Raw genomic sequence first — 14,811 nt, 5'->3', positions numbered from 1 at the left:
CCGCCGATCGTCTGCGCCGGTCGGCGCGATAATGCATTACGGCTGATATCACTCGACGAAGCCGCTGAAGCAACCAGTTTGAAGCGAGGGCAGGGGCTTGCCGAGGCAAGGGCGATGTATCCGGAAGTCGATGTATTCGATGAGGATGAAAAGGCGGATCTTACACTTCTTGAAGCCATTGCCGATTGGTGTGATCGCTATACGCCGCTTGTGGCATTGGATGGGGAAAATGGCCTTTTCCTTGATATCACCGGCTGTGCCCATCTTTTCGGGGGAGAGGAAGTCATGCTTCCCGATATCCTCGCCCGGCTTCGGCAGATGGGTTTTGATGTGCGTGGCGCGATTTCCAACTCTCCTGGGCTGTCCTGGGCTGTCAGCCGGTTCGGTCGTGGCGGTGTGATTGCCGCAGAAGGTATGGCGGATGTACTCAGTGCCTTGCCTGCCCATGCGCTTCGCCTCGATACGGGAACGATCGCCTCGCTCAGCAAGCTTGGTCTGAAGCGGGTTGCCAATATCATGTCCATGCCAAGGGCACCGCTTGCCCGCAGGTTTGGTGCGCAATTGCTGCTGAGGCTCGATCAGGCGCTCGGTGCAAACGAGGAAGCGATCTCGCCTCGGCGCCCGGTGGCATCGCTTTCTGCGGAGCGCCAGTTGAGCGAACCGATCCAGGCTGAAGAAGATATTCTCGGGATGACAGCCGAGATCGCTTCTTCACTCAAGCTTAGCCTGGAAAATCGTGGAGCCGGCGGGAGAGTTTTCGAGCTTGTTCTTTTCCGTGTCGATGGAAAGGTATTTCGGATTTCTGCGGGCGCTGCGCGCCCGTTACGAGACCCGAAACGGATTTCCCGCCTGTTTTCAGAGCGCCTCAACTCCATTCATGACGATCTCGATGCAGGTTTCGGCTTCGAACTCCTGCGGCTCAATGTGTTGCAGCACGATGTTTTCGATGCGCTTCAGAGCGATTTTGCAGGAAATAGCGAAAGAGAGGCATCACTTGCGGATTTCATCGACAGGGTTTCGGCTCGGCTGGGCGCGAACTGTCTTCAGGTTTACCAGCTTCGTCAAAGTCATATTCCCGAATGCGCCGAAATGTTCGTTCCCGCGATTGCGGGAATGGAAAGGCGCCCGGATATCGGGGCAGAATTGCAGTTTCAGCCGAAGTCCGATCGTCCTTTGCGGCTTTTGCGTCGTCCGGAACCGGTCGAAGCCTTTGCCGCCACCGTACCCGATGGTCCACCGCAGCAATTCCGTTGGCGGCATGTCATGCACAAGATCACGCGTGCCGAGGGACCCGAGCGGATTGCACCGGAATGGTGGCTTGACGACGATAAGGCAGAAGAACGCGATTATTTCCGTCTTGAAAGCGAGCTTGGGCGGCTTTTCTGGGTTTTCCGCCTGGGTCGCTACGGTGACGATCCCCCGCCGACATGGCGTATCCACGGGATTTTTGCATGATGGATTCTGACGTGTTTTTCGAGATCGGTGCCAAGACAAACTTCTCTTTTCTCGAAGGCGCGGCAGGGCCTGAAGAGATGGTCTTGTCCGCCAGCGTCCTCGGTCTTTCCGGATTGGGAATTGCTGACCGGAATTCCGTTGCCGGCGTGGTGCGTGCCTATAATCAGATCAAAGAGATGACTGCGCTTTTCGAGCGGCAGAAGGAGAAGGGCAGGGAGGAGGGTGAGGAAGAAGCCATAAAGCCATGCCGGTTTCATCCCGGTGCCCGGCTCGTCTTTTCGGATGGTACGCCGGATGTCCTTGCCTATCCGCAGAACCGAAAGGGCTGGGCCAATCTCTGCCGGCTGCTCAGCACGGGCAATCTGAGAACAGAGAAGGGCTCCTGCATTCTGGAAGAGTGGGATTTTCTGGAATGGTCTCACGAGATGATGCTGGCGGTGGTACCGGATTTTTCTCGCGCTGAAGATGGCGTTTATCTCGCAGATCTCGATGCACGGCTTGGTTTGTTTCGGGAGAAGTTCCGCAAAAATATCTATCTCGCTCTGTCGCCAACCTATGACGGGCGCGATCCATTTGTCTTTGCTACCTTCGCCCGGATCGCGCGTAAAAATCGTGTGCCTCTGATCGCGACCAACCTGCCGATTTTCAGCCTGCCCTACCGGCGATCTCTGGCGGATGTCGTGACTGCCATTCGCCATCACGTGACGATCCAGGACGCCGGATTTCGGCTTGCTCCGAATGGCGACAGGCATATCAAGCCGGCATCCGAAATGGCGCGTCTTTTTCATGCCTATTCCGATGCCGTGACGAACACGGCGACATTCTTCAACAAGCTGAACTTTTCCCTGCAGGAATTGGAGCACAATTACCCGGACGAAAGTGTGCCGGGAGAAACCGTCTCGGAGACGCTCGAGCGGTTGACATGGGAAGGAGCGCACAGGCGGTTTCCTCAAGGCGTTCGAGCGGATGTGTCCCGGCAGATCCGTTACGAACTCGATCTCATCAAGGAAATGGAATACGAGCCCTATTTCCTGACAGTCCGCCACATCGTCTGGCATGCGCGACATGAGCTGAAAATCCTGTGTCAGGGGCGCGGTTCTGCTGCCAATTCAACGGTCTGCTTCTGTCTTGGAATCACAGACGTTGATCCCACTTTTACGACCTTGCTTTTCGAGCGCTTCATTTCAACGGAACGGAACGAGCCGCCGGATATCGATGTCGATTTCGAGCATGGGCGGCGCGAGGAGGTCATCCAGTATATTTACAGGCATTATGGGTATCGGCATGCCGGATTGACGGCGGCGGTGACGAGCTACCGGACCCGTATGGCTGGTCGTGAGGTTGCCAAGGCTTTCGGGTTGTCTGAAGATGTTCAGGCGGCACTTTCAAGCACGGTCTGGGGTTGGTCGGAAGATGGGCTTTCCGAGCGTGATGCCAAGGTCGCCGGCCTTGATGCCAGTGATGCCCTGACGAAAAAGGTCATCGCCCATGCACGGGAATTGATGGGATTTCCACGGCACTTGACCCAGCATGTCGGCGGGTTTCTCATTACACGTGACAGACTCGACGAAGTGGTGCCGATCATGAAAACGGCAATGCCGGGCCGCTATATGATCGAATGGGACAAGGATGATCTCGATACGCTGAAGCTTTTGAAGATCGATGTTCTGGCGCTCGGCATGCTGACGTGCCTGAAAAAGGCTTTCGAGCTTTTGCGGCATCACTACGATCGCGAAGAAACACTCGCAGGTCTTCTGGAAAAAGACGAAGATCCCAATGTGTATGGAATGATATGCAGAGCCGATACGATCGGGGTTTTCCAGATTGAAAGCCGGGCACAGATGAGCATGCTGCCCAGACTTAGGCCCGAACGATTCTACGACCTCGTCGTTGAAGTGGCGATCGTGCGGCCCGGTCCTATTCAGGGTAACATGGTTCATCCCTATCTCAAGCGCCGCGAAGATCGCCGCCATGGACGGCCAATAGAATATCCGAATCCGGCTCTTGAACGGGTCTTAGAAAGAACGCTGGGCGTCCCGTTATTTCAGGAACAGGCGATGCAGATCGCCATTACCGCGGCCGGATTTCCTGCGGCGAAGGCGGATAAGCTTCGACGTTCCATGGCGACCTTCAAGCGATCCGGTCGCGTCAAGGAATTCGAACGGGATTTCATCAATGGAATGCTTGAGCGCAATTATTCCGAAGACTTCGCAAAACAGTGCTTCAGCCAGATCGAAGGGTTTGCCGAATACGGTTTTCCGGAAAGCCATGCGGCGTCTTTCGCTCTCCTCGTTTATGCATCCTGCTGGATCAAAACCTATTATCCGGATGTCTTCTGCGCGGCTTTATTGAACTCGCAGCCCATGGGATTTTATGCGCCGGCGCAGCTTATCCGGGATGCGCGCGAACATGGGGTGAGCGTGCTTCCGGTCGATGTCAATCGGTCGAAATGGGACTGCACCCTAGAGGAGATCACATTCAATTCGGGCAGGATCGAAAAACGGCATGAGAGCATGCGCGATGTCATCAAAACCCGGTATGGAATAAGGCTCGGCTTTCGTCAGGTGAAGGGCCTGAACGAAAAGGACATGAGAGACAAGCTTACAGCCAATCGCAGTGAGGGGTATCAGAGTGTTCACGATCTTTGGTTCCGATCCGGATTGGACAAAGCCAGTCTCGAACGGCTTGCGGATGCCGATGGTTTCGGTTCGATCGGGCTGGGCCGCAGACAGGCATTATGGGCGGTCAGAGGCCTCGACGTGAAAAGTGCTCTGAACCGTGCTCCTTTGTTCGAGATTGCGGAGCATATGAACCTCCGGCCGGAGCCTCAGGCTCAGCTACCCCTAATGCTGCCAGGGGAGGAGGTGATTGAGGACTATCGGCATCTTTCGCTTTCCCTCAAGGCTCATCCAGTCTCCTTCCTGCGCGACCAATTTCGGTCCATGGGTATTACGCAAAGCGTTGACCTTCTCAATATCCGCAATGGTCAAAGAGTGACGATCGGAGGCATCGTATTGGTAAGGCAGCGTCCCGGGTCAGCGAAGGGGGTGATTTTCATCACGCTTGAAGACGAGACAGGTGTCGCCAATGCCATCGTCTGGCCAAAGATCTTTGAAAAATATCGCTCCGTGGTGATGGGTGCTCGGCTGGTAAAGATCCGTGGAAGACTGCAAAGCCAAAGTGGGGTCATCCATACTGTCGTCGAGCATATCGAGGACATTACGCAGATGCTAAGCCTGCTTCATCGGGAAGCCGGGCAGTTCGGTGATCTAGGATCCGACAAGGCGCTCAAATCCGATGGTGGTTCACAGCAGCCAAAATCGCATTCGACCGTTAAACCACGTACCGAGCCTTGTGAGACCTTCGACGCCTGCCATTTACAGGGGTCTGATCCGGGGCAGGTCATGCCAAGAGGACGGAATTTCCACTAGGTTATCTGATTCCAGATTTTGCAGAATATTTTTCGCGGTGATGAAGGGACAAATTCGGGGCCAATTTCTGCGCAGAAGCGCCATGGCGACAGAGGCGATTGGTCGAGAATGCAATAACGACAAGAACCTGACGCAGCTCTCGAGGCGATACGGATTCACGTGTTCGGCGCTTCACCTTGGGCCGTTGAATCGGACGTCTGTACCAAGATGGATCAGGATATGACGATCATGACAAAACATGTTTTCTACGAAATGTGGCAACACCGGCACCACGACTTGGTGCGAACCAATCAATCAAGATGATGCATGGCGGAGAGGGTGGGATTCGAACCCACGGTGCCCTCGCAGGCACGCCGCATTTCGAGTGCGGTGCTTTCGACCACTCAGCCACCTCTCCGCTTTGCTGGTCGGCGCATGTTGCGCGGGCTGTCTCATAGCGGCGAAAAATCGGGCTGGCACTTTGCGTCTTGTGCGCCGGCAGTGTGGCCTTACTACGCCGTTTAGACCACCTCTTTTATAGCGGCCGCGATACCAAGAGCTGCGCCGAGCGGCACACTGTCTGTCACTCTCAACCAGTCCTGATAGCCGGTAGAGCTTCGGCCCTTAACGAGAGCGGAGGCCGGTGAAGGTTTCGAAAAGGGGATGTCTCTGGTGAGTTCCATGTGATCACCAACCTCGATGAGGCGGCCATCCTCAATCAACTGCTCACGTAACTTCCGAACGTTTGACGGCAAACTCTCCGTGATCCTCAAGTTGATCTTAGAGCCGGATTTTAGAACGTAGGCGCCATCCTCATAGCGAAGAAACGCCCGATCATCGACCCGCTTTGGCAGCGTGGCATAGAGGTCGAGTATCAAGTCGTGCGCCTCGTCGTTACCCTGTTCCACCTGTCCGGCTGGCGATGTCGAGGTTCTCTCCTTTACAGTGAAGAGATCATATCCAAGCGCTTCCAGAACATAGATCATGTTTCCAAGATAGGTTCGCATCGTCGCAACATCGGCGCGAGGCAGATTCGAACTTGTGGGCTTATTTGCATTGGCAACAACCACCTTTCCGCTATTGCCTTTGAGGATGGCCCACAACTTCTCCTCCAGCCATTTGACGTGTGCACGCGTAAGGTTGTCATCCTTGCTTGTGAATATCAGGAATGTGTCAAACTCGATGGGGAATTTGCCGTTCGTATAGCGCTGCGAGAAGTCGTCGCTCTCGCCGACATAAATCTCCGGCAGGTCGTCCTCGGCACCACTCTTGATCAACAGGTAGACGCAGGATCGTGCCAAAACCTCCGCTTCAAGTGCTTTCTTGAAGAACTCCGGTTGCCCTGTGATCGCAACACCAGTCCAGTTGTCGAGCTCGACAGTTCGGAGGCTTCGCGGATCCTTGCCGGTTATGAATATCTTCACAACCCGACCGATCTGTTCATCGTAGCTCATGGCTCTTGGCCTCCTTTAGGCTTACTTGGCCGTAGAACAGGACTGCATAGCTCAATCATTCCATCGCAACTCCAGCCGCCCTTCTTGCGCTCTCGCTGTAAGCCGCTGCTCGAGAAGGGGGTAACTCTCCAACACGATACCTGCACTGAAGAACGCCCGCCGGACATCTGCGGCACCAATTGCCGAGGGGATGGACGATGAGATTCCACGGGCGAACCTGAAGGCGCTCTCAGATATGGCGTAAACAGCAGCCCAACCCAAAACCTCCGAAATCGCGTTATAGGTCGAAAGCTGCCCTTGGGTAACCATCGGCTCCAGCAAAGCGATTTCTGCTCCGACCCGCCTAGCCTCGAACACCTGGAAGTGTCGGAGAATATTGCTCAGTCGGTCTTGCGTAGCCGCGTCCGCATACTGGATCACTTCCTTGAGCACAGGAATTACGCCCTCAGGCATCGGTTGGAAGACCGTTGCGGCTGGTAGCTCGGAGCCTATTGGCCCGTGGCCGGGGACGAAACGTAATCGCAGATTGTTTTGTGCAATCTGGCATATCTCCGACAGGACGGCGGGCAGCATGGCTCTGGCCGCGGCAAGAGATCTAAGCCTCCGCTCTTCCTCTAAGTCTGCCGCCTGCTGTATTTGCGCCTTGTTGCCCTGCAACGCCAGCCATGCCGCACCGATGGAAAAGAGAGCGACGACGATACTGCCGAAAAATCCGACCCAATCATCATTCGCCAGCTTGAAGTCGATGAACATAAAGGCGAACAGAAAGGCCAATGTCGCCAGAAAGAGCCCGAGCGCCACGCCTTCCAGATAGCTAACCTGTTTTTTATGCCGGCAGCTCACGACTGGCGAAACCTAATGCCAATGGGAGGGGTTGTGAACGGTGCTAGCAAGTCAACAAGCTCCCCTAATCCTTCTTTGGAATGAAACAGTTTGATACCGCTCAAGATTCACCTCGGGCATCACCACAGATTGTGCTCAAATTTCTATTCGCTTTGCGACCCATGTCCAGATAATTTGCCGGTGCGCGGCGATTTGTTAGGATCAGCCTGCGGCTGATGTGAGGTATGAGCATAAATGACGACGTTGAGCCTGGCGCAGCTAGAAACCCATCTCTGGCGGGCGGCTGATATCCTACGGGGATCGATCGATTCCGGTGATTACAAGCACTACATTTTCGGTCTCCTTTTCTTCAAGCGTCTCTCGGACGTCTGGGAGGAAGAGTATGAGGAGCGGCTGGCGCGCTATAACGATGCTGACATCGCCGCCGATCCGGAAGAACACCGCTTCGATATTCCCAAGGCCCATTTCTGGAAGGATGTGCGCAAGCACACAACCGACATAGGCACGCATCTGAACGCCGCCTTTCGCGCGATTGAAGACGCGAACATGAAGCTGCGCGGTGTCTTTCAGGATGTCGATTTCAACAACAAGGAGCGCTTTCCGGACGCCATGCTGGAAAAGCTGCTGCAGCATTTTGAAACCTATCGCCTGCGCAATGCCGATGTCGAGCCGGATGTGTTGGGCCAGGCTTATGAATATCTGATCGCGCAGTTTGCCGATGACGCCGGTAAGAAGGGTGGCGAGTTCTATACGCCGAAGATGGTCGTGCGGCTGATCGTCGAATGCCTGAAGCCCGAAGGAGGCATGTCGATCTATGACCCCACCTGCGGCTCGGGCGGCATGCTCTTGGAAGCCGTTCATCATCTGGAGCGGCAGGGCAAAAACCCGAAAAGTCTGTCGCTGTTCGGCCAGGAGCGTAACCTCAACACCTGGGCGATCTGCCAGATGAACCTGTTCCTGCATGATATCGACGATGCACAAGTGGCGCGCGGCGATACGCTGCTGGAGCCGAAACATCTGACGGGTGACAGCGTGAAGGCCATCCGCACCTTTGACCGGGTGCTGGCCAACCCGCCCTTTTCGCTAAAAAGCTGGGGCCATGATGTCTGGTCGAATGGCGACGCCTATGGCCGCGACCGCTATGGCTGCCCGCCGAAGTCTTACGGCGACCTCGCCTTCGTGCAGCATATGGTGGCGAGCCTGAAGGAGGATGGCGTCTGCGGCGTCGTGCTGCCGCATGGCGTGCTGTTTCGCGGTGGTGCCGAGGGTAAGATCCGCGAGGGGCTCATCAAGGATGATCTGATCGAGGCCGTCATTGGCCTTGCGCCCAACCTGTTTTATGGCGCGGGCATTCCGGCCTGCATCCTGATCGTGCGCAAACAGAAGCCCGCGGCGCGCAAAGGTCAGATCCTGATCGTCAACGGTGCCGAGCAGAAGGTAGACGGCAAGAACCAGAACCAGCTTTCGGAGGCTAATGTCGCGACGCTGGCGAGGGCCCATGGCGACTTTGCCGATGTTGAGCGGCTGGCGCGTGTGGTGCCGGTCAGCGAGATCGAGGCGAACGACTTCAACCTTAATATCAGCCGGTATGTGCATCTGGGCGAAGAGGCCGAGCGGGTCAATGTCGCGGCGGAAGTCGAAAAACTGGTCGAGCTTCAGGCCGAGCGGGATGCGGCAGAAGCGCGGATGATGGGCTTTTTGCGGGAGCTTGGCTATGTCGCGTGAGGTGGCAGTGGGGTGGAGGCTTACCCCCTTCAGCGACATCGCGTCCGACGTGTCATCAAGAAATCGCAGCCGTGATGAGATCCCGGTTCTGAGCGTCACCAAATACGATGGCTTCGTCCCATCTGAGGAATACTTCAAGAAAAAGGTGTTTAGCGCAGACACAGAGAACTACAAAATCGTTCGGAAGGGACAATTTGCTTACGCGACGATCCACCTCGATGAGGGCTCAGTCGATCGTCTCACTCGTTTCGACGTGGGGCTAATCAGCCCCATGTATACTGTGTTCGAGATCGATGAACGTCAGGCGGATCCGGACTTCATTCTTCGTCTTTTCAAATTCTGTGCCACGAATGGTCAGTTTGATGCGCTTGGAAACGGAGGCGTCAATCGCCGTAAGTCGATCTCTTTCTCGACTTTAGGAAAACTCTCAATCCCTCTCCCCCCGCTTCACGAGCAGCGCCGCATCGCCGAAATACTGTCCAGCATTGACGAGGCCATTGCAGCAACGCGGGCGGTGATCGAGCAGACTAGAAAGGTCAAGCAGGGCGTGCTGGAACGCTTGCTCACCAAAGGCATCGGCCACACGCGTTTCAAGCAGACGGAGATCGGGGAGCTTCCGGAGGGCTGGGAGATTAAGCCGGTTGATGAACTGTGCGTGCTTTCAAACGGTAATGGTTTCCGGCCGCCGGACTGGAGCGATAAAGGCCTACCGATCATACGCATCCAGAATCTGAACGGCAGCAAAAATTTCAACTACTTTGACGGAACACCTCTCGATAAGTGGCTGATTAATCCGGGCGATCTTTTGTTCGCTTGGGCAGGTGTTCGAGGAGTTTCTTTTGGTCCGACGATCTGGCCAGGGCCGCTGGGAGTTCTAAATCAACACATCTTCAAAATCTCTTGCCGGGAGGATGTCGATAAGCGCTGGCTTTTTCAGACGTTGAAGCTGATCACCTTCAAGATTGAGGCGAAAGCCCACGGTTTTAAGGACAGCTTGCTCCATGTGCATAAGAAGGAGATCACAGGTCAGTCGGTAGCTGTTCCCCCATTTGCGGAACAGATGGGAATCTCAACCAAAGCTGCAGAGCTACAAGTGGCTGAGGATCTAAACCAAGCTTCTTTGGATCGGCTTCAGTCACTCAAATCTGCCCTGATGTCTGACCTCCTAACCGGCCGCAAGCGCGTCACCGACGCTCTGCCCATGGCTGCGGAGTAAATACCATGAGCCACGGCCCCGAATGGCATTTTGCCGAGCGTCCCACGATCGAGCATCTCAAGACCATGGGCTATGGTATGGTGCCATTCGCAGAGCACACCGCGCTTCGGGACGGCGAGAACCAGGTGCTGTTTCGCCCGCACCTCGTGGAAGCGCTGATGCGCATCAACGGGATCGACCGCACATCCGCCGAGGCCACCTATGGCGAGCTTGCGGCCATCAGCGACAACGAGACCTGGCTAAAAGTGCTGCGCGGCAACTATGCCCGTAAGGTGACCGGCCAGGAAACGCGCCAGACGCTGCGGGTGATCGATTTTCTCGAATCCGGCAACAACCAGTTTGTCGTCACGCATCAGCTGCGGGTAAAGGCGGAGCATACGCGCAAGCCCGACGTCGTGGTCTATGTCAACGGCATTCCGCTGGTAGTGATCGAGGCGAAGAGCCCGCTCAACGTGAAGGACAAGACCGGCGAGGCCTTCGAGCAGATCAAGCAATATGAGCGAGATATTCCGCGCCTGTTCTTCTCCAACGTCTTCAACATCGTCACCGACGGCGCGCTGGTGCTTTATGGCGCGACCGGCTCCGGCTCAAAATATTTCGCCGACTGGCGCGACCCCTGGCCGAAGGTGGAGGGTGATTTTCCCGACACGCTCGCCAAGGGTCTCTGGTGCCTGCTGGAACCCAGCCGTCTGCTCGACTTGATCGCTCATTATGTCGTATTCGAAAAGTCTGAGACCGGCACGATCAAGAAAATCTGCCGCTACCAGCAATTTCGTGCCGTCAATCGCATTGTCGAGCGCGTCATCGAGAGTAAGCACCGGCAGGGGCTGATCTGGCATACCCAGGGCAGTGGCAAATCGCTGACCATGGTGTTTGCCGCGCTGAAGCTTAAGACGCACCGGACGATAAAATCCGAAGCGCTAACCAACCCGAACATTCTGGTGCTGACCGATAGAGTGGACCTACACAGCCAGATCAGCGGCACCTTTGTCGCGTGCGGGTTGCCGAACCCGACACCGATCGAGAGCATCAAGGATCTGCACGCGCTGATCCGCAGTGGCAAGGACGGACACACCGCGCTTTCCACCATCTTCAAGTTCCAGGGCTCGAAGGAGGCAATTGCCAATCCGGAAAACTGGATCGTGATGGTGGACGAGGCGCACCGCACCCAGGAAAAGGATCTCGGCGCCTATCTGCGGGCCACGCTGCCGCACGCCTGTTTCTTCGGCTTTACCGGCACACCGGTGAAGAAGGATGACAAGAACACCTACGAGAACTTCGGGGTGCCGGGAGAAGGCTATCTCGACAAATATGGCATCGACGACGCCGTGGCGGATGGCGCGACGGTCCCGATCTATTATACCGGCCGCAAGACCGACTGGCATATCGACGAGGCGAAGATCGACATCCTGTTCGACACCTGGTTTGCGGAGCTGGACGACGACAAGCTGAACGAGATCAAGAAGCGCGGGGTGCAGATCGAGGATCTGGTCAAGCATCCGCGCCGGATCGCGCTGATCGCCTACGACATCTGGACGCATTTCAAGGCCTACGCCCAGCCGGACGGATTCAAGGCGCAGATCGTCGCCATCGATCGCGAGGCAGTTATTCTCTACAAGCAGGCGCTGACAAAGGTCATTGCCGAGGATCTCAAGGCCGAGGGAATGGGGCCTGCCGAGGCGCTGGCGCGCGCCGATGCCATGTCGGCCTGCGTCTACTCCATCAACCAGGAAGACGGCAAACCGAGCGAGGACGCCCACAAGCAGGAGATCCGCACCGAGCTGAAGGCGCACTATCTCGACGCCGAGGCGGAAAAACTGGCGAAGAAGGCCTTTGGCCGCAAGGGCGACGACCCGCAGTTCCTGATCGTCTGCGACAAGCTGTTGACCGGCTTCGACTGCCCGATAGAAAGCGTCATGTATCTCGACAAGCCGCTGAAGGAGCACGGCCTGCTGCAGGCGATCGCCCGCACCAACCGCGTCTCCGACGCCAGAAAGCGCAACGGGCTGATCGTCGATTACATCGGCGTCTCCGGCCATCTGGAGGAGGCGCTCTCCTCCTACCGCGCCGATGACGTGAAGACCGCCATGCGCGACCTGGACGATCTGCGCAGTCAGCTGAGAGCCGCGCAATCTGCCGTCGCCGCGCTGATGAAGCCGCTGAGACGCAAGGCGAGCGAAAAGGACGGACTGAAGGCAGAATATGATGCCTTCGTGAAGCTGCTCGGCAGTGAGGACAAGTGGTTCGACTTCAAGGCCAAAGCGCGCAGCTTCATCGCCCTCTATGAGACGCTGAGCCCGGACCCGAGCGTTCTGGAGTTCACCGCCGATCTGAAATGGGTCGCCAACTTCCTGCTCTATGGCACGCAGCATTTCGAAAAGCGCCAGGCCTTCGACCAGATGAACCACAGCGAGAAGATCCGCGAGATGCTGGAAAAGCACCTGGAGGCGACGGGTCTCAGCGTCACCGTCAAGCTCCGCCACATCACCGATCCCGAGTTTTGGGAAGATTTCGATCCCACGGCCAAGACCGAGGAGGATTTGATGACGGCGGCGATCCGCAAGACGACGGAGCTGCGCAAAACCGTGACCGAGCGGATCGACGACAGCCCGCATCAGTATGGCAAATTCTCCGAGCGCCTGCGCCAGCTCTTGGAAAAGCTAGACGGCGCGCAGCTCTCTTGGGCTGACAAGCTGAAGGCCGCGGAAGAGCTGGCGAAGGACATCACGGCAGAGGATGCCGCGCATGTCGAAGCGGGTTTTTCTCCCGGCGCCTATGGCATCCTGCAGATCCTCAACGGCTTCACCGCCGGGACGGGATGTGAGGATCTGGCGATCCGCCTGGAGGGACTTTATACCGACCCCGTGAGCGCGCCATATGGCTGGTGGCAGAAGGACGGACTGCGCAAAAGCCTGCGGCAGCAGGCGCGCTCCATGGCGCATCTGGCCGGCCTGACGCAGCTCAAGGAGATCCCGGAAGAGGTCGAAGCCTACGCGCTCAAGCATTTTGCGGGATAGTGAAATGGCCGTCTATCGCATTGGAGAACGCGAGATCGAATACACTTTGCGGCGATCGCCGAGGGCTCGGAAAGCCAGCCTCAGCGTCACGCCGCAATCTTTTGAGCTGCTGGTGCCGGAGGGAGCGACAGAGGCACAGATCAACGCGGTTCTCGATCGCCGTCGCGCCTGGATCATCGAGACCGTGCAACACATGGCCGAACGCGCCAAGGCGCAGACGCGCGTCTACAAATTCGTCACCGGCGCCAAGATCCCCTACCGCGGACGGATGACCAGGCTCACGATCGAGCCCTTCGACGGCTCGCTCGTCGAGGTCAGCTTCCGCAATGGTTTCCAGATCCGGAAGCCCGCCGACATGTCTCCCGAGTCATCAGACACGATCATCGAGAGCGCACTCCGGCTCTGGCTGAAACGCCGAGTGCGCGACGATGCCCGCGGCTTCGTCCGCCAGCATGCAGAGCGTCACGGGCTGAAACCGCGCGGCATCCAGATCAAGGACCAGAAGCACATCTGGGGTAGCTGCGGGCAGGACCGGCAGATCAATCTCAACTGGCACCTGATCTCCGCGCCGAAGCCCGTGCTCGAATACGCCGTCGTCCACGAGATGTGCCACCTGAAGCACCGTAATCACGAGCCGGAGTTCTGGGACCTCGTGGGGCGCGTGTTGCCGGACTGGCAGGAGCGCAAGGCCTGGCTCGACAAGAACGAGCACATGCTTGGGTGGGAGAAGGTGGAGCCGTCAGTCTAGCGAATAGCATATGTTATTTGACTCGAGGAAGGTCACTGGCTGGCTCGGCGGTCGCACATGTTACTTCGCAGCTCCCGACATGTGGAATGCGCAGGCGAGTCTCTGTGCGGGTAGTGGTTCAGCGCCGTTTGGTAACGTGCACAATGAAAGCGGTTTCCACTCGCTTCATCTTTACGAAGTCTGCGATTGCGTGTGCTTTAACCCGGCTTTCCCAGGGGCCGAGCCAGGTGCTCTCGCCATTGGGCCAGATTGTGCGGTTAAAAAACACTGACTGCCCAAGCTTAAGCTTTTCGAATATGGTGAAGGCACCGGCATTCTTGTAAAGAGCGTCGGCTTCGGACATCTCACTTCTCCAGATATTTTGGGACGGACGGCTGCGGCAGTCGGGACATACTCGACGGGAGGCTTTTGCATACTTTCAAGAAAATGGATCACTGTGAGCTTGCGATAAACGCTTGCCTCCGCGACCGGAGAGCAACGTGACAGCTCTTTCCGCGTTGACGCACGTTAATCACCGAACTTTTCAGCGACAAGCTTCTCGAGGTCAGCGGCCTCGCTCTTGTAGATACTTTTTAGCGTGCTGAGTGAATCCGCATCCTCCGGATAGCACTTCGAGCCTCTGAGGGCAGCCTCGGTTTGTCGACGCTGAGCGAAGTGAGACGTGACACCACTCATTTTAATTCCGGGCACAGACATCAACGTCTCAAAAACCTGAGCTTCCAACATCGGATCTGCCGCGACCTTACAGCTTTCAGATATCGATCGAATACGAGCAGCCGTTGTGGCCAAAACACTGACGAGCGAGCTTAGCTCATCGGCTGCGACTGCTTGTCCAGAAACGAGCAAGGTCATCGCGATAGCCAGGATGGTTGAAGTCTTTCTCATGTGCAGATGTCACTTCATGATTGCTCCGCACAAAAGGGAAGGTTTTCGTCATGATAGT

General features: G+C 56.6%; 10 protein-coding genes and 1 tRNA gene. 6 read left to right on the top strand and 5 right to left on the bottom strand.

Annotated elements, in window-relative coordinates; translation table 11 throughout:
• The first annotated feature begins 6 nt into the window (after positions 1–6).
• Positions 7–1,455, top strand: a complete 1,449-nt coding sequence (locus tag FHP24_RS25295) for a Y-family DNA polymerase (protein ID WP_180356124.1) — start codon at positions 7–9, stop codon at positions 1,453–1,455.
• The gene (locus FHP24_RS25290) at positions 1,452–4,886 is read left to right on the top strand and encodes an error-prone DNA polymerase (RefSeq protein WP_139679020.1); all 3,435 of its coding nucleotides are present in this window, start codon (positions 1,452–1,454) and stop codon (positions 4,884–4,886) included. Before FHP24_RS25295 ends, FHP24_RS25290 begins: the two co-directional genes overlap by 4 nt.
• A 307-nt stretch (positions 4,887–5,193) precedes the next feature.
• Here the strand turns inward: FHP24_RS25290 and FHP24_RS25285 are convergent.
• From FHP24_RS25285 to FHP24_RS25275, 3 genes are all read right to left on the bottom strand, one after another.
• Positions 5,194–5,283 (bottom strand) — tRNA-Ser (locus FHP24_RS25285).
• 103 nt (positions 5,284–5,386) lie between these two features.
• Positions 5,387–6,319: a DUF4357 domain-containing protein gene (locus FHP24_RS25280; RefSeq protein ID WP_139679019.1), complete on the bottom strand. Its 933-nt coding sequence runs from the start codon at positions 6,317–6,319 to the stop codon at positions 5,387–5,389.
• A 51-nt stretch (positions 6,320–6,370) separates the two neighbouring features.
• Positions 6,371–7,162 (bottom strand): hypothetical protein, encoded by a 792-nt coding sequence (locus FHP24_RS25275; protein ID WP_139679018.1) that lies wholly within the window; start codon positions 7,160–7,162, stop codon positions 6,371–6,373.
• A 234-nt stretch (positions 7,163–7,396) separates the two neighbouring features.
• On the opposite strand from FHP24_RS25275, the gene FHP24_RS25270 reads away from it, so the two are divergent.
• The 4 genes from FHP24_RS25270 to FHP24_RS25255 are packed head-to-tail and all read left to right on the top strand — an operon-like array spanning position 7,397 to position 13,868.
• Positions 7,397–8,887 (top strand): type I restriction-modification system subunit M, encoded by a 1,491-nt coding sequence (locus FHP24_RS25270; RefSeq protein ID WP_139679017.1) that lies wholly within the window; start codon positions 7,397–7,399, stop codon positions 8,885–8,887.
• Positions 8,877–10,103: a restriction endonuclease subunit S gene (locus tag FHP24_RS25265; protein ID WP_139679016.1), complete on the top strand. Its 1,227-nt coding sequence runs from the start codon at positions 8,877–8,879 to the stop codon at positions 10,101–10,103. The genes FHP24_RS25270 and FHP24_RS25265 overlap by 11 nt, the downstream gene beginning before the upstream one ends.
• Positions 10,104–10,108: 5 nt before the next feature.
• Positions 10,109–13,120, top strand: a complete 3,012-nt coding sequence (locus FHP24_RS25260) for a type I restriction endonuclease subunit R (RefSeq protein ID WP_139679015.1) — start codon at positions 10,109–10,111, stop codon at positions 13,118–13,120.
• A 4-nt stretch (positions 13,121–13,124) separates the two neighbouring features.
• Positions 13,125–13,868, top strand: coding sequence for a M48 family metallopeptidase (locus tag FHP24_RS25255; RefSeq protein WP_139679014.1), 744 nt, complete (start codon positions 13,125–13,127; stop codon positions 13,866–13,868).
• A 118-nt stretch (positions 13,869–13,986) separates the two neighbouring features.
• On the opposite strand, the gene FHP24_RS25250 is transcribed toward FHP24_RS25255, so the two are convergent.
• Positions 13,987–14,211 (bottom strand): hypothetical protein, encoded by a 225-nt coding sequence (locus FHP24_RS25250; RefSeq protein WP_139679013.1) that lies wholly within the window; start codon positions 14,209–14,211, stop codon positions 13,987–13,989.
• A gap of 164 nt (positions 14,212–14,375) precedes the next feature.
• Positions 14,376–14,753 (bottom strand): hypothetical protein, encoded by a 378-nt coding sequence (locus tag FHP24_RS25245; protein WP_139679012.1) that lies wholly within the window; start codon positions 14,751–14,753, stop codon positions 14,376–14,378.
• Positions 14,754–14,811: the final 58 nt, after the last annotated feature.

It is taken from the genome of Aliirhizobium smilacinae (assembly GCF_006335145.1).
Classification (GTDB): Bacteria; Pseudomonadota; Alphaproteobacteria; order Rhizobiales; family Rhizobiaceae; genus Neorhizobium; species Neorhizobium smilacinae.
The sequence above is the reverse complement of the archived record's forward strand: the minus strand, read 5'-3'. Positions and strand labels throughout refer to the sequence as shown.